Consider the following 20267-nt stretch of genomic DNA (forward strand, 5'->3'; position numbering starts at 1 on the left):
GCTGTTTTTCGCCGCCGGATGCGGCACGTTTGTGCGCTCGCAGGTAATAGCGGGAAACAATCCGGATTGTCAGCCATAATATCAGCTGCAGTCGGCCCGGGCAGTACGCCAAGGTAAATGGGCGGCCTGAAAGGTAAAAGTTACGTGAGATGGCACATTCAGCCACCTGATGCGTACCGCAGACTCTGCTAGAATCGGCAACTATTTCGTCTATCGTCAGCGCTAACATAGCAATATTGCTGCACAACAAGGAATGCAAATGAAGAAACTGCTCCCCCTTCTTATCGGACTGAGCCTGGGCGGCTTCAGTGCAATGAGCCAGGCAGAGAACCTGCTGCAGGTCTACAAACAGGCCAGGGAAAGTAACCCGGATCTGCGCAAAAGTGCAGCTGACCGCGATGCCGCATTCGAAAAGATCAATGAAGCGCGCAGCCCGCTGTTGCCGCAACTCGGTTTAACCGCAGGTTACGATTACACCAACGGTTATCGTGACAGCAATGGCGTTAACAGCAACGTGACCAGCGGTTCGTTGGCGCTGACGCAAACTATTTTCGACATGTCGAAATGGCGCCAGCTGACGCTGCAGGAAAAGACCGCCGGCATCTCCGACGTCACCTTCCAAACCGCCGAGCAGTCGCTGATTCTCAACACCGCCACCGCCTACTTCAACGTGCTGAAAGCGATCGACACGCTGTCCTATACCCAGGCGCAGAAAGATGCGGTATACCGCACGCTGGATCAAACCACCCAGCGCTTCAACGTAGGCCTGGTGGCGATCACTGACGTGCAGAACGCCCGCTCGAACTATGACACCGTGCTGGCGGCGGAAGTCTCCGCCCGCAACGATCTGGATAATGCGCTGGAAACGCTGCGCCAGGTGACCGGGGCCTTCTACCCGGAGCTGGCCTCTCTGAATACCGATCGCTTCAGTACCCAGCGCCCGGAAGCGGTGAACAATCTGCTGAAAGAAGCGGAAGCGCGCAACCTGAGCCTGCTGTCCGCCCGTCTGAGCCAGGATCTGGCGCGCGAGCAAATCCGCGCAGCCCAAACCGGCTATATGCCGACGATTGACGTCAGCGCGTCAACCGGCATCAGCAATACCAAATACAACGGATCCAACACCGGCGGCGCGAATGCCGCGCGCTACAGCGACTCCGATGCGGGCCAAAATAAGGTCGGCATCAGCTTCAACCTGCCGCTGTACAGCGGCGGCGCGACCAATTCCCAGGTGAAACAAGCGCAGTATGGCTTCGTCGGCGCCAGCGAGCAGTTGGAAAGCTCACACCGCAGCGTGGTGCAGACCGTGCGTTCGTCGTTCAACAACGTCAATGCCTCGATCAGCAGCATCAACGCCTACAAACAGGCGGTGATTTCCGCGCAGAGCTCTCTGGATGCGATGGAAGCCGGTTATCAGGTTGGTACCCGCACCATCGTCGATGTGCTCGACGCCACCACCACCCTGTATAACGCCAAACGTCAGCTGTCCGACGCGCGTTACACCTATCTGATCAACCAGCTGAACATCAAGTCGGCGCTCGGCACGCTGAACCAGAACGATCTGCTGCTGTTGAATGGCGCGTTGGGTAAACCGGTGTCGACCGCACCTGACGCCGTGGCGCCGCAGAACCGCGCGCAGGACGCCTATGCGGACGGTTATCAGGACAATGCGCCAATGCAGCAAACCGCAGCGCCGGTACCGGCGGCCACTCGCGCATCCGCGCCGGCCGTCACCACCAGCCAACCGGCTCGCAACAGCGGCAACCCATTCCGCAACTGATGCGCACGCGTTGATAAATACGGGGTCCGGCCTGCGCCGCACCCCGTTTTTTTTTGCCCCGATTTCCCCCGCTTCTGCCCGCCGCCTCACAGCCTCCGCTGTGCCAGGTGGTATCATCGTCACTCTCATTTTCGCAGTCTGGTGAGGTTCGATGGACAACGATTCACGCTGGCAGCGCTTGATTAACGACGGCGAACTGCCGCCGCCGCTGCGCCCGACACAGGCGGTTTACGCCTCCTGGCTGCGCTGCCGCAGCCTGATGCAGCCTGACGTCTGGCAAGCACCGCACCGCGCCCAGGGCGCCACCTTCGAATCAATTTGCCGCCGCAAGAACGACCTGCTGACGCTCGGCCAGGCGGCGCTGGAGGACGCCTGCGAATACATGGAGCCGCGTCGTTGCCTGTTGATGATCCTCGACGAGAGCGGCTGCATGCTGTGGCGCTGCGGCGACACCCAAACCTGGGAGCTTTTGCAGCCATTGGGGTTCGCCCCCGGCGCTTACTGGGCCGAGGGGCAGATCGGCACCAACGCCCCGGCGCTGGCGGCGACAGAAGGCCACCCGGTGCGGGTGAGCGGCGAGGAGCACGTGCGCCGGGCGCTGCACGGCTGGTCATTCTGCGCGACGCCGGTCTACGACAACAGCGGCCGCCAACGCGGCTCGATCGCGCTGGGCTGCCTGCTGGCCGACTGCGCCGCCGGCGATCTGTCGCTGACGCTGGCCATCGCTCGCGAAATCGGCAATTCGCTGAACGCCGACGGCCTGCTGGCGGAATCCAACCGCCATCTTAACCAGCTTTACGGCCTGCTGGACGGCGTAGACGACGGCGTCATGGCCTGGGATCACCGTGGCTACCTGCAATATATCAACCAGCGCGCCGCCGCCCTGTTGAAGCTGGACGAGCAGCAGAGCCAGGGCAAACCGCTGGCGCAGCTGCTGACGCTGCCCGCCCTGCTCAAGCGCGCCATCGCCGACCGGCAGCCGCTGCAACACGTCGAAGTCACCTTCGAAAGCCAGCGGCAGTTTATTGCCGCCTTGCTAACGCTCAAGCCGATTTTCGACGGCGATCGCTGCAGTTTCATCGCCCTGCTGCACCCACTCGAGCGGCTGCGCCAATATGTCAGCAGCCAGTTGGGGCGCGTCAGCCACAGCTTCGAACAGATGCCCTCCGCCTCGCTGGAAATGCGGCGACTGATCCGTTACGGGCAGCAGGCGGCCAAGGGCCAGCATCCGATCCTGCTGCGCGGGGAGGAAGGGGTTGGCAAAGAGCGGCTCAGCCAGGCTATCCACAACGCCGGCGAACGTGCCGCCGGGCCGTATATCGCCCTCAACTGCCAACTGCTGCCGCAGGCGCAGGGGCTGCGTGAACTGCTGGGCAGCGATGCCAGCGAAGAAGAGGCGGGCCAGCTCAGCAAATTCGAATTGGCCAACGGCGGCACGTTGTATCTCGAACAGATCGAATACCTGCCGGCGGAGATGCAGTCGGCGTTGCTGCAGGTGCTGAAAACCGGCGTGGTGATCCGCCTCAATTCCAGCCGAGTGATCCCGGTCGATGTGCGGGTGATCGCCGGCAGCGCCGCCGATCTGCCGCTGCTGGTGCAACAAAACCGCTTCCGCCGCCAGCTGTTTTACAGCCTGCAAGCCTTCGAGATCCAGATCCCGCCGCTGCGCCAGCGGCTGAGCGATATTCCGCTGCTGGTCAAACACCATCTGCGCGCGCTGGAGCAACACTTTCAGTGTCGCTTTCGGGTGGATGACGAAGTGATGGCCCAACTGGCGCTCTACCTGTGGCCGGGCAACGATTTGGAACTGAAAGGGGTGGTGGAGCGCGCGGCGATGATTTGCCACGGCCACCACATCCAGTTAGCAGATTTGCCGGCACACCTGCTCGGCCAGCCGTCGCTGCTGGAGAGCGATCCGCAGCCCGGCGCGCCGCTGTTGACGCTGACGGACATGGAGCGCCAGGCGATCCTCCGCGCGGCGACCGTCAGCCGTGGTCAGTTGACGGAGATGGCGCAGCTGCTGGGCATCGGCCGCACCACGCTGTGGCGGAAGATCAAACAGCACGGGATCGACATTCGCCAGTTCAAGCTGCGCGCCTAGTGGCTGAGCTGCAACACCCCGCGCGCGGCGTCCAGCATCGCCTTCTGCCCGCTGCGGGTTTTGCTCAGGCAATCCTGCATACCGACCACCATCGGAATGCCCATCGCCTTCGCCAGAATGGCGCTGTGCGACAGGGCATTGCCACCGCTCAGGCAGATGCCGAGCACCAGCCGCCTGTCGAGCATCACCACCTCCGAAGGCATCAGCTCGTCCATCACCAGTATCGACGGCTCTGCCAGCGCGATGGCCGACAGCGGCAGCCCCTGTAGATGGCACAGCGTGCGGCGCAGCATGTCGCGCACGTCCAGTTCACGCGCCCGCATGTAGTCGTCATCCAGCTCGCGGTACTCTTCGGCGATCGCCTCCAGCACCTGCCGCCAGGCCTGTTCGGCGCTGCACAACTGCTGCGCGATGCGGGTGTACGCCGCCTGCTGCAGATCCGGATCGTCCAGCAGCATGCTGTGGGCGCCGAAGATCGCCGCCTGCGGCTTGCCGATCAGCGTGCCGGTGCGTTCCGCCAGCCGGTTCAGATCGCTCAGCGTGTGCTGTAGAGCCTCACGCAGGCGTTGCTGTTCGCCCAACACCTCGTCCGCGCCAATCCGTCGATCGGCGGTTGGCGGCCAGAAGCTGTGGGCCTGAAACACCGGCCCGCTGGTGACGCTTTCCGCCACCGGGATACCGTGCAGCGAAGGCTGCTGCCTCTCGGAGACCGTCTCGCCGAAATGTTGCTTCGCCAGCGCGTTGAACGCCGCCAGCGCCTCGTCCGCCTGCGCGCCGTCGGCGATCAGGCGAATAGTATCGCCGTGGCGCACCTGCAGCAGCGCCAGCTGATTGAGGCTGCGTGGATCGACGCACTGCCCCTGCTTTTCCAGCACCAGCTCGGCCTTGAACGGCGCCAGCGTCTCGACCAGCCGCGCCGCCGGGCGCGCGTGCAGCCCGTGCGGGTTCTGCACCGTCCAGGTTGCGCTTTTGCCCTGCGCCAGCGGCAAAGCCGCGCTTTTCGCGGCCGGTGAGCCTTCGCCCAGCTGCGCCTGTTTGGCCTGCAGCGCGCCCTGCGCCTCCGCCACCACCTGCTCCAGCGAGGCACCGGAGTTGGCGGCCACCACCGCCGCCAGCGTGCCTTCGACCAGCGGCGCCGCACACAGCCGCACTTTGACAGCCACGTCCGGGTCCAGCAGATCGAGCGCGGTTTCGGCACTGAGCAGCGCGCTGCCCAAATCCATCAGCACCAGAACGCCGTCACCGTCGGCGACCGCTTCGATCGCCTCCATCACTTTGACCGCGTCGGTGCCGATCGGGTGTTCCTCGTCATCTACGCCCGCCGCCAGCGCCAGCTTGCAGCCATCGCCGCGCATCATCTGCCGCGCCAACTGCTCAACGCCGCGCGCCAGCAACACACTGTGCGAAACCACCACGATATTAATCATCTCGCCTCCTGCTACGGCTAACTACCGGCGACCTCGGCCAGCGTTTTCATCATCAGCATCACCGAAGTGGCGCCGGGATCCTGGTGGCCGATGCTGCGCTCGCCCAGATAACTGGCCCGCCCCTTGCGCGCCTGCATGGTAATGGTGCTCTCCACCGCCCGCTCGGCGCTGTCGGCGGCGCGCTGCAGCGCTTCCGCCACGCTCAGGTTCTGCTGCGCGGACTGGCCGAGGCTTTCCACCACCGGCCACCAGACGTCGCACATGGTTTTATCGCCCGGCTCCGCCTTACCGCGCATCACCACGCCTTCCACCCCCTCTTGCATCATCTGATGCAGCTCCGGCAGATCCAGGCTTTGCTTGGCGTTCGCCGCCTGCGCCGCGCGGATGAAGAAGGTGCCGAACAGCGGGCCGCTGGCGCCGCCCACGCTCGACAGCAGCGTCATGCCGGTGTTTTTCAGGATAAAGCCGATATCCTTGTCCGCCACCGACGGCAGCTTTTCCACCACCTTGTTGAAACCGCGATTCATGTTCAAACCGTGGTCGGCATCACCGATCTCGGTGTCCAGCCGGGTCAGAAAATCGCGCTCCCGGCTGAACACCTCGCCGCAACGCATCAGCCAATCGACAACCTGTTGTTTGGTCAACGCCATGATTCCTCCTCAGCAACCCCAACGCAGCGCAGGTGTTTTCACCGGCGCATCCCACAAGGACAACAGCTCGTCGTCCACGTTCAACAGCGTGATAGACACGCCCTGCATATCGAGCGAGGTGCAATAAGACCCCACCAGGTTGCGTTCAATGATGATGCCCGCTTCGGCGCAGCGCTCCGCCAGCCGATGGTACACGCCGTATAGCTCCGACAGTGGCGTAGCGCCCAGGTTGTTGACCAGCGCGATCGCACGATCGCCGCGCGTCAGCGGCTGTTTGGTCTGCATCTCGTCGCGCCACTCGCCCTGCTGACGATCCCAGACGCGGATCGTGCGCTGATAGTGGCCGTGGTCGATCAGCGTATGGAACATGTCGTCCACCGCCGCGTTGAGCGTGGTGAACGGGCGGCGCGCAATGCCCGGCTCGCCGTGAATGCCGACGCCGAACTCCATTTCGTTTTCCGCCAGGGTGAACGACGGCTTGCCGGCGGCCGGCACGGTGCAAGCCCCCAGCGCGATGCCGATCGAGTGCCCGTGGTTGTTGATGCGATGCCCTAACGTCACCACGCTGTCCAGATCATCGCCGCGCGCCGCGGCGGCGCCCAACAGCTTCTCCATCAGCACGGTGTTGGCCACCCCGCGCCGCCCGGCGGTAAACAGGCTGTCTTTGACCGCCACGTCGTCATCCACCAGCACCGTCGCCACCGCGACGCCGCTGTCGTGCAGCAGCTCGGTGGCGGTTTCGAAGTTGAGCACGTCGCCGGTGTAGTTCTTGATCAGCAGCAACACCCCGGCACCGCCGTCGATCGCCTGGCCGCACTCGTACATTTTATCCGGCGTCGGCGAGGTAAAAATCTCGCCCGGACAGGCGCCGTCGAGCATCCCTTCGCCGACGAAACCGCAGTGCATCGGCTCATGGCCGCTGCCGCCGCCGGACAGGATCGCCACCTTGCCCGCCACCGGCGCGTCGGCGCGGGTCACGAAGACCGGATCCGCGTGCACCAGCAGCTCGGGATGGGCCTCCGCCAGCCCCTGCAACTGCTCTTCCAACACCGACTCGACCTGATTAATCAGTTTTTTCACGATGGTTTCCTCTGTAAGAACAGGGACGCGGCGCACCGCGCCCCAAGGGTATCAATGACGCTGCAGCCAGGCGGCGCCCAGCCTATCCGCCGTCAGGATCGCCGCCTGCACGCCCGCAGGGGTGACCTTGAACGGCATGTTGTGAATGGTTTCGCCGGCCGCGCAGCTGGCCTCGGCCACCGCCATGATCTTCGCCGTCGCATCGCCGGTGACGCCCATCTGCGCCAGCGTGATCGGCAAGCCGATGCCATGGCAAAACGCCAGCACGGTTTCAATCTGCGCCATCGGGCTGTTCTGCAGCACCAGCTGCGCCAGGGTGCCGAACGCCACTTTCTCGCCGTGATACAGGTGGTGGCACTCTTCGAGCACGGTAAAACCGTTGTGAATGGCATGCGCCGCCGCCAACCCGCTGCTCTCGAAGCCGATGCCGCTCAGATACGTATTGGCCTCAATGATGCGCTCCACCGCTTCCGTCACCACGCCGGCCTCGACCGCCAGTTTGGCTTTCACCCCTTCCGCCAGCAGCGTGTCATAACACAGCCGCGCCAGGCTGAGCGCCGCCAGCGTCGATTTGCCGCCGGCCATGCTGGTGGCCTGGGCGTCGAAACAGGCCTGGGCTTCGAAATAGGTGGAGAGCGCGTCGCCCATGCCGGCCACCAGCAGGCGCACCGGCGCTTTGGCGATGATGGCGCTGTCCATCACCACCATGTCCGGGTTGCGCGGGTAAATCAGGTATTCGGCGAATTCGCCCTGTTCAGTGTAGAGGACCGACAGCGCGCTGGTCGGCGCATCGGTGGAGGCGATGGTGGGAATAAGCACCACCGGCAGCTGTTGGTAGTGCGCCACGGCCTTGGCGGTGTCGAGCGTCTTGCCGCCGCCGACGCCGATCACGCCGCGGCAACCGTGGGCCTGGAGCTCATGGCCGAGCCGGTCTATCTCTTTGCGGCAGCACTCGCCGTTGAAGCGGGCCGCGTGATGTTTCACGCCGTGCTGCTGCAGGCTGCCCATCAGGGTGTCGCCCGCCAGCTGCATCACGAAGTCGTCTGCGATCACCAGGTAGTGATCGGCGAGGGATTTGGCATATTCGCCGACGGCGGCCAGCGCATTGGCGCCCTGAATATATTTGCCTGGTGACTGGATGATTCTCAACATAACCGGATCCTTGTAGGGAGTTGGCGATGGTAACGTTCAGATATCAGGTGATGACGCGCCGACTTCGCCGCCGGCTTGTTGTTGTGCTTCGACTATGAGCGCCCGCCGCCCGCCTGGCGAGCCTCGCGATTTTTGTTCCATTATGGAACATCATCATAGCGACAACGTTTCATGATGAAACGCCAATGCGCGTTTTTTCGCCGCGAAAGCGAACTGGCGCACACCCCAACGTATAACTGCGTAAAGAGTCGATTCTGCGGGCGTTTCAGCTTTAATTTTGACCATGTTTCCCCTATCCTTAGCGCCACTACTGGGAAAGGGCGAAAACAGCCCGCATGATGGGATTGATAACGATGAAACGGACAAAAAACATCAACCAAGAGACGTTCCGCAAATCCTGGCGCAGCTACCGTGTCGCGCCCGTGGCTTTGGCGATCAGCGCCGTCTTTATGCTGGCCGGCTGCGAGAAGAGCGATGAAACGGTCTCCCTGTATCAGAATGCCGATGACTGTTCGCGCGCCAATCCTTCGATGAGCGAGCAGTGCACCACCGCCTACAACAACGCCCTGCAAGAAGCGGCGAAAACCGCGCCGAAATACGCCACCCGCGAAGACTGCGTCGCCGAGTTCGGCGAAGCGCAGTGCACCCAGGCTCCGGCGCAGGCCGGCATGGCGGCGGAATCGCAAAGCAGCGGCAGCTTCTGGATGCCGCTGATGGCGGGCTACATGATGGGTCGCCTGATGGGCGGTTCCGGCTTCGCGCAGCAGCCGCTCTTCACCTCCAAGAACGCCGCCAGCCCGGCGAACGGCAAGTTTGTCGACGCCAGCGGCAAGAGCTACGGCCCGGCCACCGCCGGCGGCCGCACCATGACGGTGCCGAAAACCGCCATGGCGCCGAAGCCTGCAGTCACCAACACCGTGACCCGCGGCGGCTTCGGCGAGAGCGTGGCCAAGCAGACCAGCATGCAGCGCAGCAGCGCCACCTCAAACTCCGGCTCTCGCAGCATGGGCGGTTGATGCATGAAACGTATTGCTATTACCGAGCGCCCGGACTGGCGTGAAAAAGCGACCGAGTTCGGTTTCCGTTTCCACACCATGTACGGCGAGCCGTACTGGTGTGAAGACGCCTATTACCAGTTCACGCTGGCGCAAATTGAAGAGATCGAAAACGCCACCGCTGAGCTGCACCAGATGTGCCTGCAGGTGGTGGAAAAAGTGGTCGGCAGCGACGAGCTGATGGCCAAGTTCTGCATCCCGAAACACACCTGGGAGTTCGTACGCAGCTCCTGGCGCACCAACCAGCCGTCGCTGTACTCGCGTCTCGATCTGGCCTACGACGGCGTCAACCCGCCAAAGCTGCTGGAGAACAACGCCGATACGCCAACCTCGCTGTATGAGGCGGCCTTCTTCCAGTGGCTGTGGCTGGAAGACCAGATCAACGCCGGCAAACTGGATCCGGAGTCGGATCAGTACAACAGCCTGCAGGAAAAGCTGATCGAGCGTTTCGCCGAGCTGAAAGCGCATCACGGCTTCGGCCTGTTGCACCTGGCCTGCTGCCAGGACAGCGAAGAAGATCGCGGCACGGTGCAATATCTGCAGGACTGCGCGCAGGAAGCCGGTCTGCCGACCGAGTTCCTGTTCATGGAAGAGATTGGTCTCGGCGAGAAAGGCCAGTTTACCGATCTGCAGGATCAGGTGATTGGCAACCTGTTCAAGCTCTACCCGTGGGAATTCATGCTGCGCGAGATGTTCTCCACCAAGCTCGAAGACGCCGGCGTGCGCTGGCTGGAGCCGGCCTGGAAGAGCATCATCTCCAACAAAGCGCTGCTGCCGCTGCTGTGGGAAATGTTCCCGAACCACCCGAATCTGTTGCCGGCTTATTTCGCGCAAGACGATCATCCGCCGATGGATCATTACGTCACCAAGCCGCTGTTCTCACGCGAAGGTGCCAATATCCAGATCGTCGAAAACGGTCAGGAAGTGGCGCGTGTGGACGGACCTTATGGTGAAGAAGGCATGATCGTGCAGCAGTTCCACCCGCTGCCGAAGTTTGAAGACAGCTACACGTTGATCGGCAGCTGGCTGGTGAACGATCAGCCTTGCGGTATCGGCCTGCGCGAAGATCGCGAACTGATCACGCAGGATCTGTCGCGCTTCTATCCGCACACCATCCTCGGCTGATCGCCCCGCCGAAGACAAAAACGCCAGTCTCTGACTGGCGTTTTTCTTTAGCCCACCTGCACCGACAGCATGCTCAGCGCTCCCATTTCGATACCGTCGATCGGCACGCTGATGGCCTCTTTGCCATCCCAACCGCCAAGCACGTACAGCAACGGCAGATAGTGTTCCGGCGTCGGATTCGACAGCGCTGCCCCCTCATGGCGCATGAAATCCACCAGCGGATGGTTTTCGCCCCGATAACGCAGGTTATCCCGGACAAAGTTATTGAACGATTCCGCCCACGGGTAGGCGCTGGTATCGCCCTGCCATTTCACCATGCGCAGGTTGTGCACCACGTTGCCGCTGGCGACAATCATCACGCCCTCATCACGCAGCGCAGCGAGTTTGCGACCCAGCTCATAGTGATAGGCCGCCGGCTGCGTACCGTCGACGCTGAGCTGCACCACCGGAATGTCGGCATTGGGATACATCTTGATCAACACGCCCCAGGTGCCGTGATCCAACCCCCACTCACCGAGATCGGCCGTCACCGGCACCGGCGCCAGCATTTGCTGCAGCTGCGCAGCCAGCGCGGGAGAGCCCGGCGCCGGATAACGGGTATCGAACAGCGCCTGCGGGAACCCGCCGAAGTCGTGAATGGTTTTGGGTTTTTCCATCGCGGTAACCGCAGTGCCGCGGGTATACCAATGTGCGGAAACCGCCACGATCGCCTTCGGGCGCGGCAATGACTCACCCAACGCACGCCATGCCCGGGTGTAACGGTTGTCTTCCAGCACGTTCATCGGGCTACCGTGGCCAAGAAACAGTGCAGGCATACGAGAGGTGTTCATAGGGAGATCCTTAGTTCAAATTGTGCTATGCCGCTACATTACGCGCTTTGCCACACCAACACAGCCGGATAACCGTGATGAAGATATTCAATAAATTTGAATTAAAAACGGAGGAATACGCCGGTAAACAGAAAGATAAAAAATTTATATATTTCAATAGATTAATAACAAGCATGAATGTCATGGCATTACTGCCACACAGATCCAATTTGTGAACAATTTATGTATTTTTTGTTAACGTAATCTATACACTCCTCCTCTGCCGACGGGTGCCGACAGCCCCGCCGCGCAATGGGAACTACGTCTCACCAAGGAGGAATTCATGTTCAGACTCACACTGGCAACCCGCCTGGCGCTTTCCATGTCCTTATGCGCCGGCTGGACGGCAACCGCCGGCGCGGCGGACAACGCGCAGCTGACGCAGCGCGAAGACCCTTACTTCCTTCAGGCGCAAGCTCAGCTGCAACAGCGGCTAAAACAGACGCCAAACACCAACCGCGCCAAAAACGTCATTCTGGTGGTCGGTGACGGCATGGGATTTTCCACCGTGACCGCCGCCCGCATTTTTGAAGGGCAGCAGCGCGGCGTGGACGGCGAATCCAACGTGCTGGCCTGGGAGGCCTTCCCCTATCTGGCGGCGGCCAAAACCTACTCCGCCGACGCCCAAATCACCGACTCCGCGCCCAGCGCAGTGGCGATGACCACCGGCGTCAAAACCATCAACGATCTGATGGGCCTCAACCATACGGCGACCCTCAACAATTGCGAGGACCAGCAAACCAAGACCGTCACCACGCTGTGGGAGATGGCCGCAACGCTCGGCATGGCCACCGGCGCCGTGACGACCGCGACCATCACCCACGCCACACCGGGCGCCACCTATGCCCATATCGCCAACCGCGATTGGGAATCCGACGCAAAAATGCCGGCAGCGGCCCTGGCCGCAGGCTGCCGCGACATCGCGCGCCAGCTGGTGGAAATGAAGTACGGTAACGGCCTCAACGTGGCGATGGGCGGTGGGCGCGCCAACTTCCTGCCCGACAGCGTGAGCGATCCGGAATACCCCGGTAAAAAAGGCGCCAGAAAGGATGGCCGCGATCTGACGCAGGCCTGGCTACAACGCTATGGCGAGCGTGGGCAATATGTCTGGAATCAGGCGCAGTTCGCCAAAATCGAACCGGCCAAAGTCGACCACCTGTTGGCCCTGTTCGAGCCATCGCACATGAACTTCGAGCACGATCGGCGGCAAGACGCAGCGGGAGAGCCTTCGCTGGCGGAAATGACCGGCAAGGCCATCGATATTCTGGCCAGGAATCCCGAAGGCTACCTGCTGTTGGTGGAGGGGGGACGCATCGATCACGGTAGCCACAACGGTAACGCCTACCGCACGCTGAGCGACGCGGTCGCCCTGAACGAGGCGGTGAAAACCATCGTCAACAAGGTCAATCTGGACGAAACCCTGGTGATCGTGACCGGCGATCACAGCCACACGTTGACCATCGCCGGCTATGCCAAGCGAGGTAATCCTATCCTCGGCATTTCCGTCGGCGTCGACGGCAAACCGCGACTGGGCAGCGACGGCAAGCCTTACACCACCGTCGGCTTCGCCAATGGCCCCGGCGGCACGATCCCGCTGACCGAACGCCCGGCATTGACCATGGAACAGGCCACCGCGCCCGACTTTATTCAGCCGGCGCTGGTGCCGCTGAAAAGCGAGACCCACGGAGGGGAAGATCTCGGCATCTACGCCATCGGCCCCTGGGCGCATCTGTTCCAGGGCACGGTGGAGGAAAACTACACCTTCCACGTGATGAATTACGCCAGCCGCATCGGCGAACGCCTGTCAGAACGGTAGATAAAAAAAAGCCGCGTAACGCGGCTTTTTTATCGTTGAAAAGCGGCCGGCTATCAGCTGGCTTTTTTCTCGTGCGCCTGGCGGTAGGCCACCAGATCTTCGATGGTCAGCACCACCATGTCGTGCTGTTTGGCGAAGGTAATCACTTCCGGCGCATGCGCCATGCTGCCATCGTCGTTGGTCAGCTCACACAGCACGCCGGCAGGTTTGAAACCGGCCATGGAAACCAGATCGATAGTCGCTTCGGTGTGGCCGCGACGGCTCAGCACGCCGCCTGGCTGCGCACGCAGCGGGAACACGTGGCCCGGACGGTTCAGGTCGCTCGGCTTGGCGCTGTCTGCCACCGCCGCACGGATGGTGGTCAGGCGATCGGAAGCGGAAACCCCGGTGGTCACGCCCTGCGCCGCTTCAATGGTCACGGTGAAGGCGGTCTGGAACTGACTGGAATTGTTGGTCACCATCATCGGCAGCTCAAGCTGCTGACGGCGTTCTTCGGTGATGCACAGGCACACGATACCGCTGCCGTGGCGAATGGTCAGCGCCATCTGCTCAACGGTCATGGTTTCCGCGGCGAAGATCATGTCACCTTCGTTTTCACGGTTTTCATCATCGAGCACCATTACGCCGCGCCCGTTGCGCAGTGCGTCGATCGCGCGTTCAACGCGTTCTGTCGGCGTGCCGAAGTCTGAAAGTAGCGTCTGATTCATGGTAAAAAACCTCATTAAAAAATTATGGATTACCAGAACCAGGGCGATCTTGAGGAGTAGCTAGCAATAGCTAAAAAAATAACGCAAGCGGGCACAAGCCCGGCAGATACCGTTACTCTCTCCCATCCGGACTATAACCGTCGGCCCCGGAATTACACCGGATCTGCTGACCTCTAACCGGCCCTGACAGGCTGGCTGAGCGCTCGCGGGCTTTCACCGTAGAAGGTGATTTACCGCCGGTGGGGACTTTCACCCCGCCCTGAGAATAAGCAGGTTGACTATAGCGCTAATGGGTAGGCAGGGCAATTGGCAAAAGCACAATTCGGCCACGCACGGCGAATGCGCTTAATGGTTTATCCGGCGGGCAACTCGCATTACACTAAGCGGCAGCTATTAAACTCTGAAAGGGATACGCCATGATTGACCCGAAAAAAATCGAACAAATCGCACGCCAGGTTCATGAGTCCATGCCTAAAGGCGTTCGTGAATTCGGGGAAGACGTTGAGAAAAAAATCCGTCAGGTCCTGCAGTCGCAGCTGACTCGCCTGGATTTGGTTAACCGCGAAGAGTTCGACGTACAGACTCAGGTTCTGTTGCGCACCCGCGAGAAGCTGGCGCTGTTGGAACAGCGCATGGCCGAGCTGGAAAGCAAACTGAGCGCGGCACCGGCAGCCAAACAGGAAGACGAATAAATTCCCGCCAAGGGCGCGCACCAGAACCGCGCGCCCTTGTTCTTTAGATTGCCCGGCGTTAGCCGCGACCGTCTTTGATCGCGTTGATGATGTTGGTGGTCGACAGCCCGTCTTCAAAGTTCAGCACTTTGACATCCCCGCCGTTGGCCCACACTTCCGCACTGCCGGCAATCTCTTCCGGTTTGTAATCACCGCCTTTCACCAGCAGATCCGGCAGAATGTCGGCGATCAAGCGCTGCGGCGTATCCTCTTCGAACGGCACCACCCAATCCACCGCTTCCAGCGCGCCCAGCACGATCATCCGATTCTCCAGCGCGTTGACCGGGCGTGTTTCCCCTTTCAGGCGTTTGGTCGACGCATCGCTGTTCACCGCCACGATCAGGCGGTCGCCCAGCTTGCGGGCGTTGGCCAGATAAGAGACGTGGCCGGCATGCAAAATGTCGAAGATGCCGTTGGTCATCACCACTTTTTCGCCGCGCTGACGCGCCTGCGCGACAGCATGCTTCAACTGCGCTTCGGTCATCACGCCAAAACCGGTTTCGGCACGGCCGCGCACCGCGTTTTCCAGCTCGATAGGCGACACGGTAGAGGTGCCAAGCTTGCCCACCACCACGCCGGCGGCGGCGTTAGCCAGGAAACAGGACTCTTCCAGCGAATTACCGGCGGCCAGCGAGGCGGCCAGCACGCCGATCACGGTGTCGCCCGCGCCGGTCACATCGAACACTTCCTGCGCCTGGGTCGGCAAATGCAGCGGTTCAACGCCCGGCTGCAGCAGCGTCATGCCGTGTTCGGAACGGGTAACCAGCAGCGCCGACAGCTCAAAATCCGCCACCAGCTTCATGCCGCGTTCCACCAGCTCCGCCTCATCCTTGCAGTGGCCCACCACCGCTTCGAACTCGGACAGGTTCGGCGTCAGCAGCGTCGCGCCGCGATAGCGCTCGAAGTCAGAGCCTTTCGGATCGATCAGTACCGGCACTTTGGCGGCGCGCGCCAGTTGGATCATGCCCTGCACCTGGCTGAGCGCGCCCTTGGCGTAATCGGACAGCACCAGCGCGCCGATCTGCGGCAGCGCCTGCTGAATGCGCTCCAGCATCGGCTGCGGATCGACGTTGGAGAAACCTTCTTCGAAGTCGAGACGGATCAGCTGCTGGTTGCGCGACAGCACGCGCAGCTTGGTGATGGTCGGATGGGTCGGCACCGAGACGAAGTCGCAGCGCACGTTGACTTCATTCAGCTTGGCGCTTAGCGCCCGCGCCGCATCGTCGATGCCGGTCAGGCCCACCAGGCGGGAAGTGGCTCCCAGCGAAGCGATGTTCATCGCCACGTTAGCCGCGCCGCCGGGACGCTCTTCGATGGTATCGACCTTGACCACCGGCACCGGGGCTTCCGGTGAAATGCGGCTGGTCGGCCCATACCAATAGCGATCCAACATGACGTCACCGACCACCAGCACACCGGCGCGGCGAAAATCAGGCAGCGTAACTTTCATCCGATAACTCCAAAAAAGTACAAAATTTTAGTGGCGCAGATATTACCACAGACCGCCGGAATACCCGCAAAAAGGTATTAATCCAGCCATTTGGCCCAGCTGGCACGCACCTGCTCGCGCTCGGCGGCGAACAGCTCGCTGCCGACCTTGCCGGAATGCTCCTGCAGCGCCAGATGGTGGATCTCGTCGCGCATGGTGACATAGGCCTGGGTCAACGCGCGCGCCTCCTCTTCCGGCATGATGTCGTAATTGGCCATCAGCTCGAAGATGCGCACGTTGTCCGACCAACGCGTCAGCCGCGGTTCACCCGGCGCATAGCGTAAGACCAGATATTGGGCGATAAATTCGATGTCGGTAATGCCGCCCTCATCGGTTTTGATATCAAACAGATCGCGCTGCTTGTTGCCGAGATGGTTGCGCATCTTTTCGCGCATCTCGCGCACTTCGCGCTTCAGGATCTCCGCATCGCGCGTTTTGCACAGGATCTCGCGCCGGATCGCGTCGAACTGCTGATGCAGCGCCGGATCGCCATGCACGATGCGCGCACGCACCAGGGCCTGATGTTCCCAGGTCCAGGCTTCATTTTGCTGGTAGTCGGCGAACGCCTCGACGGTGCTGACCAGCATCCCCGCGGCGCCGGAAGGCCGCAGGCGCGCGTCCACCTCATACAGAATGCCGGAGGAGGTGCGGGTACTGAACAGATGCATCACCCGCTGCGCCAGCCGCAGGTAGAACTGACGGCCGTCGATGCAGCGATCGCCGTCGGTCATCACCTCCGGCGGGCAATCCAGCAGGAACACCAGATCGAGATCGGAACTGTAACCCAGCTCCCAGCCACCCAGCTTGCCGTAGCCGATCACCGCAAAGCCGCGCCCTTCACGCTCCTGCAGATGGGTCGGCTGGCCGTAGCGCGCCACCATGTCGCTCCAGGCCTGTTGCACCACCGCGTCGATGATCGCTTCCGCCAGATAAGTCAGGTGGTCGCTCACTTTCATCACCGGCAGCGCGCCGGCGATATCCGCCGCGGCGATGCGCAGTTGCTGCGCCTGTTTGAACTGGCGCAGCGCCTCCAGCTTTTGCTCTTCGTCGTCTTCCGGCACCCGCAGCAGGTACTGGCGCAGCTCGCTGCGGTAGGCATCCAGCGCCACCGGCTGATACAGCGTGGCCGGATCCAGCAGTTCGTCCAGCAACAGCGGATAGCGCGACAGCTGGTTGGCAACCATCGGCGACGCGGCGCACAGGCGGATCAGATGGCTGAGCGCCGCGTGGTACTCCACCAGCAGCTCGAGGTAGGTCGTGCGGGTGACGATGCTGAGCAGCAGCTGCGCCAGTCGCACCAGCGCGGTCGGCGCGTCCTGGCGCGGGCACACTTCCGCCAACAGGCGCGGCATCAACTGATCGAGCACGTCGCGGCCGCGCGGGCCGATGGTGCGTTTGTCGACGTCATGGCGGAAATCGGCGATGGTGCGCAACATCTGTCGGCGCCCCTCTTCGTCCAGGTGCGGCGTCAACGGCGCCAGCTCATTTTCCTCCAGCGCGTCCTGCCATAGGCTGTGGTAGTGTTGGTAGTCGGGATCTTCGCCGACATCCGGGCTATCGTCGCCGATCAGGTCGTCGAACACCGCCCGCACCGCCTGCATGTGCAACTCCAGCGTCGCCATCAGCGCCGGCCAATCCGCCAGCCCCATGCCGTAGGCCAGCCGTGCCTGATCGAGCGCATCCTGCGGCAGCGTCTGGGTTTGCTGATCGCCGATCGCCTGCAGCAGATTCTCCAGCCGCCGCAGGAACAGATAGGCGGCGCTCAGCGCCCGCACTTGCTCGGCCTCCAGCAGCCCCAGCTCACCCACCGCCTGCAGCGTCGGCAACAGTGAACGCCCCTGCAGCGCCGGCTCGCGGCCGCCGCGGATCAGCTGGAATACCTGGGTGATGAATTCGATTTCCCGAATGCCGCCGGCACCCAGCTTGATGTTGTCCTTCAGGCCGCGACGCCGCACTTCACGGGCGATCATGCCCTTCATGTTGCGCAATGATTGAATGACGCTGAAATCGATATAGCGGCGGAACACGAACGGCCGCAGCGTTTTGCGCAGCTCCTGGCTGTAGGCGTCTTCTGCGCCGCCCATCAGGCGCGCCTTCACCATCGCATAACGTTCCCAGTCGCGCCCCTGCTCCTGATAGTAATCTTCCAGCGCCGCGAAGCTCATCACCAACGGACCGCTGTCGCCGAACGGCCGCAGCCGCATGTCGACGCGATAAACGAAGCCGTCGATGGTCTGCTGATCCAGCGCCTTGATCAGCCGCTGGCCGAGGCGGGTGAAGAACTGGGCATTGTCCAGCTCGCGCCGCCCGCCCTGGGTCTGGCCGTTTTCCGGGTAGGCGAAGATCAGATCGATATCCGACGAGAAATTCAGCTCGCCGCCGCCCAGCTTGCCCATGCCGAGGATCAGCAGCGGCTGCGGTTCACCGGCGGCGTTGCACGGCGTGCCCCACTCGCGGCAGCAGGTTTGGTACAGCCAGTCGCGCGCGCTGACGATCAGCGTTTCCGCCAATCCGCTCAGCTGCAGCAGCGTTTCTTCGGTCGAACACAGCCCCTGAGCCTGCGCCCAGGCAATGCGCACCAGCGTTTCACGGCGAAACAGACGCAGCGTGCGCATCAGCTGGGCCTCATCGCGCACCTCTTCCAGCTCGTCCTGCAACCAGGCGGCATAGTGTTGCCACTCGCCGGGCGCCGGCGGCTGTTCGCGCAGCGTCGCCAGCCAGGCCGGCTGGGCGAACAGCGCGTCGCTGACGAAATCGCTCGACGCCAGCACCCACTGCTCCTGTTCGCTAAAGGCGCAGTCCGCGCCGTGAACTTCCTGAAAACGCTGCACAACCTGCTGTGCCTGAGCCTGTAACGCGGCTGAAAGTGGCGACATAGTGTATGACCCGTTCTGCGGCCCACGGCTGGCGGGCCGGCTGGATTAACGAAGCGCGCCGTTTAACCAGAATGGCGCATGCGATAAGGCCTGTTTGCGGCTGGCTTCATACCAGCCCTGGCGGCGCTCACTCAGCGCTGCCTGCAGCTCGCGCCAGGCCTCGATATAAGGCCCGGTCTGCTCGTCGGGGTAGGCGCCCGACAGCAGGACCAGCGCCGAAATCTGACGCGTCAGGCGCGGCAATTGTTCCTGATATTCATCTTCGTTCAGCATACGGCTGAAGGCTTCTTTCAGCTCCGCGCCGCTGCGCCCCAGCATGATGTCGCTGAAGCGCTTGAAAGAGCCGTCCAGCTTGGCCTGCCCTTTGGCATCGATAAACGGCCGCCAGGCGCCGCTCACCAGCCATGATGTGAGCGCCAACTTACATTGCAGATAGGCCGTGCTGTAGCACAGGGTTTCTGGCTGTGCGGCTTTGTCCGCCAACAGCGGTTCGAGCTCGGTCAGGCGGGCGCGCAGATCGGCGCTGGCCTTGCGCGGCACCAGGCCACCGAAGATCACCAGCGCCTGGCGGATCGTTCCGACCGCCTCAATCACCGAAGCGCGCGCCTGCGCGTCGCCGCGCAGCCACAGCTCCTCGTGGTACTGCCAGTGGCTCAGCGCCTGCTCGAAGGCGGCGATCATCCCCTGCTCCACGGTCGCCTTGGCCGCCGGCTTCAGCACCTGCAGTGGGCGCACCTCGCGCGGAGGATTGCCCTGCGCCAGGTGGTAACCGCGCGCCGCCTTGCTCAGGCTGCCCTGACGCAACCCGTCGTGCGCCGCCAGCTCACCGGCCAACGCCAGCAGATCGGCGGTATCGCCTTTCAACAGCTCCAGCTCGATCTCGCTCAGGGCTTCGCTGAGGTCACCGGCACGCACCTCGCCCTGGTCCAGGCCAATCTCTATCTCGCTTTTGCCGTAAGTAACCACCCACTTCTCACGCACGAAATCGGTACGGAACAGCGGTTGCAACGCCTGCTGCAGCGCCGCGATATCGCAATCCTGCGGCCAGATGTCGGCAGGAAACTGCGCCAGCGCCAGCTGCGGCTCGGCGATAGCGACATTGTATTCCGGGCGCTGGTGCAGGCCGCCCACCACTTTACCGGCGGTTTTGATGGTCATCTCATAGCGATCGTCGAAACCGCGAATGCGCAGCCCCATGTCGTGACGGCGCAGGACGTTGTCGGCCGTTTCGAAGTAAATGTTGGTCAGCTTTTGCGGCGCGGAATGCTGATGCGGCCAGGCGGCGAGCCATTGCGGCAGAGCGGCCACCGCTTGCGGCGCGGCGATGAATTTCAGTTCAATTTCAACGGTCATAATTCTTTAACACCAATAAGTTATGCATTCACGTCGGTTTCAGCGCGGCGCGTTCGGCC

The 20267-nt window shown here is 62.3% G+C and carries 15 protein-coding genes and 1 riboswitch; of the genes, 6 read left to right on the forward strand and 9 right to left on the reverse strand.

Annotated elements, in window-relative coordinates; all coding sequences use genetic code 11:
* The first annotated feature begins 259 nt into the window (after positions 1-259).
* Entirely contained in the window at positions 260-1777 is a 1518-nt protein-coding gene (gene hasF / locus C9411_RS10990) for a multidrug efflux transporter outer membrane subunit HasF (RefSeq protein WP_033654823.1), read from the forward strand.
* A gap of 151 nt (positions 1778-1928) precedes the next feature.
* The gene (dhaR, locus tag C9411_RS10995; RefSeq protein WP_107227057.1) at positions 1929-3878 is read left to right on the forward strand and encodes a dihydroxyacetone kinase operon transcriptional regulator DhaR; all 1950 of its coding nucleotides are present in this window, start codon (positions 1929-1931) and stop codon (positions 3876-3878) included.
* On the opposite strand, the gene dhaM is transcribed toward dhaR, so the two are convergent.
* From dhaM to C9411_RS11015, 4 genes are read right to left on the reverse strand one after another with little or no spacing between them, the layout of a single operon-like run.
* Positions 3875-5305, reverse strand: a complete 1431-nt coding sequence (dhaM, locus tag C9411_RS11000; RefSeq protein WP_107227058.1) for a dihydroxyacetone kinase phosphoryl donor subunit DhaM — start codon at positions 5303-5305, stop codon at positions 3875-3877. The two genes, dhaR and dhaM, sit on opposite strands and share 4 nt — an antisense overlap.
* A gap of 17 nt (positions 5306-5322) precedes the next feature.
* Complete coding sequence (dhaL, locus tag C9411_RS11005; protein WP_063988666.1) at positions 5323-5955, reverse strand: dihydroxyacetone kinase subunit DhaL; 633 nt, start codon at positions 5953-5955, stop codon at positions 5323-5325.
* A gap of 9 nt (positions 5956-5964) precedes the next feature.
* The gene (dhaK, locus tag C9411_RS11010; RefSeq protein ID WP_060424756.1) at positions 5965-7035 is read right to left on the reverse strand and encodes a dihydroxyacetone kinase subunit DhaK; all 1071 of its coding nucleotides are present in this window, start codon (positions 7033-7035) and stop codon (positions 5965-5967) included.
* A gap of 51 nt (positions 7036-7086) precedes the next feature.
* A complete protein-coding gene (locus tag C9411_RS11015; RefSeq protein ID WP_060424753.1) occupies positions 7087-8187 on the reverse strand; it encodes a glycerol dehydrogenase in 1101 nt (366 codons plus the stop codon).
* Positions 8188-8540: 353 nt separating this feature from the next.
* Here C9411_RS11015 and C9411_RS11020 point away from each other — a divergent pair, with 353 nt between their 5' ends.
* Complete coding sequence (locus C9411_RS11020; RefSeq protein WP_107227059.1) at positions 8541-9203, forward strand: DUF1190 family protein; 663 nt, start codon at positions 8541-8543, stop codon at positions 9201-9203.
* A gap of 3 nt (positions 9204-9206) precedes the next feature.
* Positions 9207-10367: a glutathionylspermidine synthase family protein gene (locus C9411_RS11025; protein ID WP_025304316.1), complete on the forward strand. Its 1161-nt coding sequence runs from the start codon at positions 9207-9209 to the stop codon at positions 10365-10367.
* Positions 10368-10414: 47 nt separating this feature from the next.
* On the opposite strand, the gene ygiD is transcribed toward C9411_RS11025, so the two are convergent.
* A complete protein-coding gene (gene ygiD / locus C9411_RS11030; RefSeq protein WP_033654819.1) occupies positions 10415-11197 on the reverse strand; it encodes a 4,5-DOPA dioxygenase extradiol in 783 nt (260 codons plus the stop codon).
* Positions 11198-11519: 322 nt separating this feature from the next.
* Here ygiD and C9411_RS11035 point away from each other — a divergent pair, with 322 nt between their 5' ends.
* On the forward strand, positions 11520-13052 hold the full coding sequence (locus C9411_RS11035) for an alkaline phosphatase (RefSeq protein ID WP_107227060.1): 1533 nt from the start codon (positions 11520-11522) through the stop codon (positions 13050-13052).
* Between the two features lie 53 nt (positions 13053-13105).
* Here C9411_RS11035 and ribB read toward each other — a convergent pair whose 3' ends face one another.
* Complete coding sequence (gene ribB, locus C9411_RS11040) at positions 13106-13759, reverse strand: 3,4-dihydroxy-2-butanone-4-phosphate synthase (RefSeq protein ID WP_004937218.1); 654 nt, start codon at positions 13757-13759, stop codon at positions 13106-13108.
* A 110-nt stretch (positions 13760-13869) separates the two neighbouring features.
* A riboswitch (FMN riboswitch) is annotated at positions 13870-14030 on the reverse strand.
* A gap of 145 nt (positions 14031-14175) precedes the next feature.
* Here ribB and C9411_RS11045 point away from each other — a divergent pair.
* A complete protein-coding gene (locus C9411_RS11045) occupies positions 14176-14451 on the forward strand; it encodes an accessory factor UbiK family protein (RefSeq protein ID WP_004937216.1) in 276 nt (91 codons plus the stop codon).
* A gap of 58 nt (positions 14452-14509) precedes the next feature.
* Here the strand turns inward: C9411_RS11045 and hldE are convergent, their stop codons facing one another.
* From hldE to C9411_RS11060, 3 genes are all read right to left on the reverse strand, one after another.
* On the reverse strand, positions 14510-15940 hold the full coding sequence (hldE, locus tag C9411_RS11050; protein ID WP_063988661.1) for a bifunctional D-glycero-beta-D-manno-heptose-7-phosphate kinase/D-glycero-beta-D-manno-heptose 1-phosphate adenylyltransferase HldE: 1431 nt from the start codon (positions 15938-15940) through the stop codon (positions 14510-14512).
* Positions 15941-16017: 77 nt separating this feature from the next.
* On the reverse strand, positions 16018-18855 hold the full coding sequence (gene glnE / locus C9411_RS11055) for a bifunctional [glutamate--ammonia ligase]-adenylyl-L-tyrosine phosphorylase/[glutamate--ammonia-ligase] adenylyltransferase (RefSeq protein WP_107227061.1): 2838 nt from the start codon (positions 18853-18855) through the stop codon (positions 16018-16020).
* A 45-nt stretch (positions 18856-18900) separates the two neighbouring features.
* A complete protein-coding gene (locus C9411_RS11060) occupies positions 18901-20208 on the reverse strand; it encodes an inorganic triphosphatase (RefSeq protein ID WP_063988659.1) in 1308 nt (435 codons plus the stop codon).
* Positions 20209-20267: the final 59 nt, after the last annotated feature.

Source organism: Serratia sp. Nf2 (genome assembly GCF_003028435.1).
In the GTDB taxonomy this organism is placed as follows: domain Bacteria; phylum Pseudomonadota; class Gammaproteobacteria; order Enterobacterales; family Enterobacteriaceae; genus Serratia; species Serratia marcescens_L.

Excerpts from the sequence above, each read along its gene's own strand:
- hasF (WP_033654823.1), top strand. The coding sequence starts at position 260 with ATGAAGAAACTGCTCCCCCTTCTTATCGGACTGAGCCTGGGCGGCTTC.
- dhaR (WP_107227057.1), top strand. The coding sequence starts at position 1,929 with ATGGACAACGATTCACGCTGGCAGCGCTTGATTAACGACGGCGAACTG.
- dhaM (WP_107227058.1), bottom strand. The coding sequence starts at position 5,305 with ATGATTAATATCGTGGTGGTTTCGCACAGTGTGTTGCTGGCGCGCGGC.
- dhaL (WP_063988666.1), bottom strand. The coding sequence starts at position 5,955 with ATGGCGTTGACCAAACAACAGGTTGTCGATTGGCTGATGCGTTGCGGC.
- C9411_RS11015 (WP_060424753.1), bottom strand. The coding sequence starts at position 8,187 with ATGTTGAGAATCATCCAGTCACCAGGCAAATATATTCAGGGCGCCAAT.
- C9411_RS11020 (WP_107227059.1), top strand. The coding sequence starts at position 8,541 with ATGAAACGGACAAAAAACATCAACCAAGAGACGTTCCGCAAATCCTGG.
- C9411_RS11025 (WP_025304316.1), top strand. The coding sequence starts at position 9,207 with ATGAAACGTATTGCTATTACCGAGCGCCCGGACTGGCGTGAAAAAGCG.
- ygiD (WP_033654819.1), bottom strand. The coding sequence starts at position 11,197 with ATGAACACCTCTCGTATGCCTGCACTGTTTCTTGGCCACGGTAGCCCG.
- C9411_RS11035 (WP_107227060.1), top strand. The coding sequence starts at position 11,520 with ATGTTCAGACTCACACTGGCAACCCGCCTGGCGCTTTCCATGTCCTTA.
- ribB (WP_004937218.1), bottom strand. The coding sequence starts at position 13,759 with ATGAATCAGACGCTACTTTCAGACTTCGGCACGCCGACAGAACGCGTT.
- C9411_RS11045 (WP_004937216.1), top strand. The coding sequence starts at position 14,176 with ATGATTGACCCGAAAAAAATCGAACAAATCGCACGCCAGGTTCATGAG.
- hldE (WP_063988661.1), bottom strand. The coding sequence starts at position 15,940 with ATGAAAGTTACGCTGCCTGATTTTCGCCGCGCCGGTGTGCTGGTGGTC.
- glnE (WP_107227061.1), bottom strand. The coding sequence starts at position 18,855 with ATGTCGCCACTTTCAGCCGCGTTACAGGCTCAGGCACAGCAGGTTGTG.
- C9411_RS11060 (WP_063988659.1), bottom strand. The coding sequence starts at position 20,208 with ATGACCGTTGAAATTGAACTGAAATTCATCGCCGCGCCGCAAGCGGTG.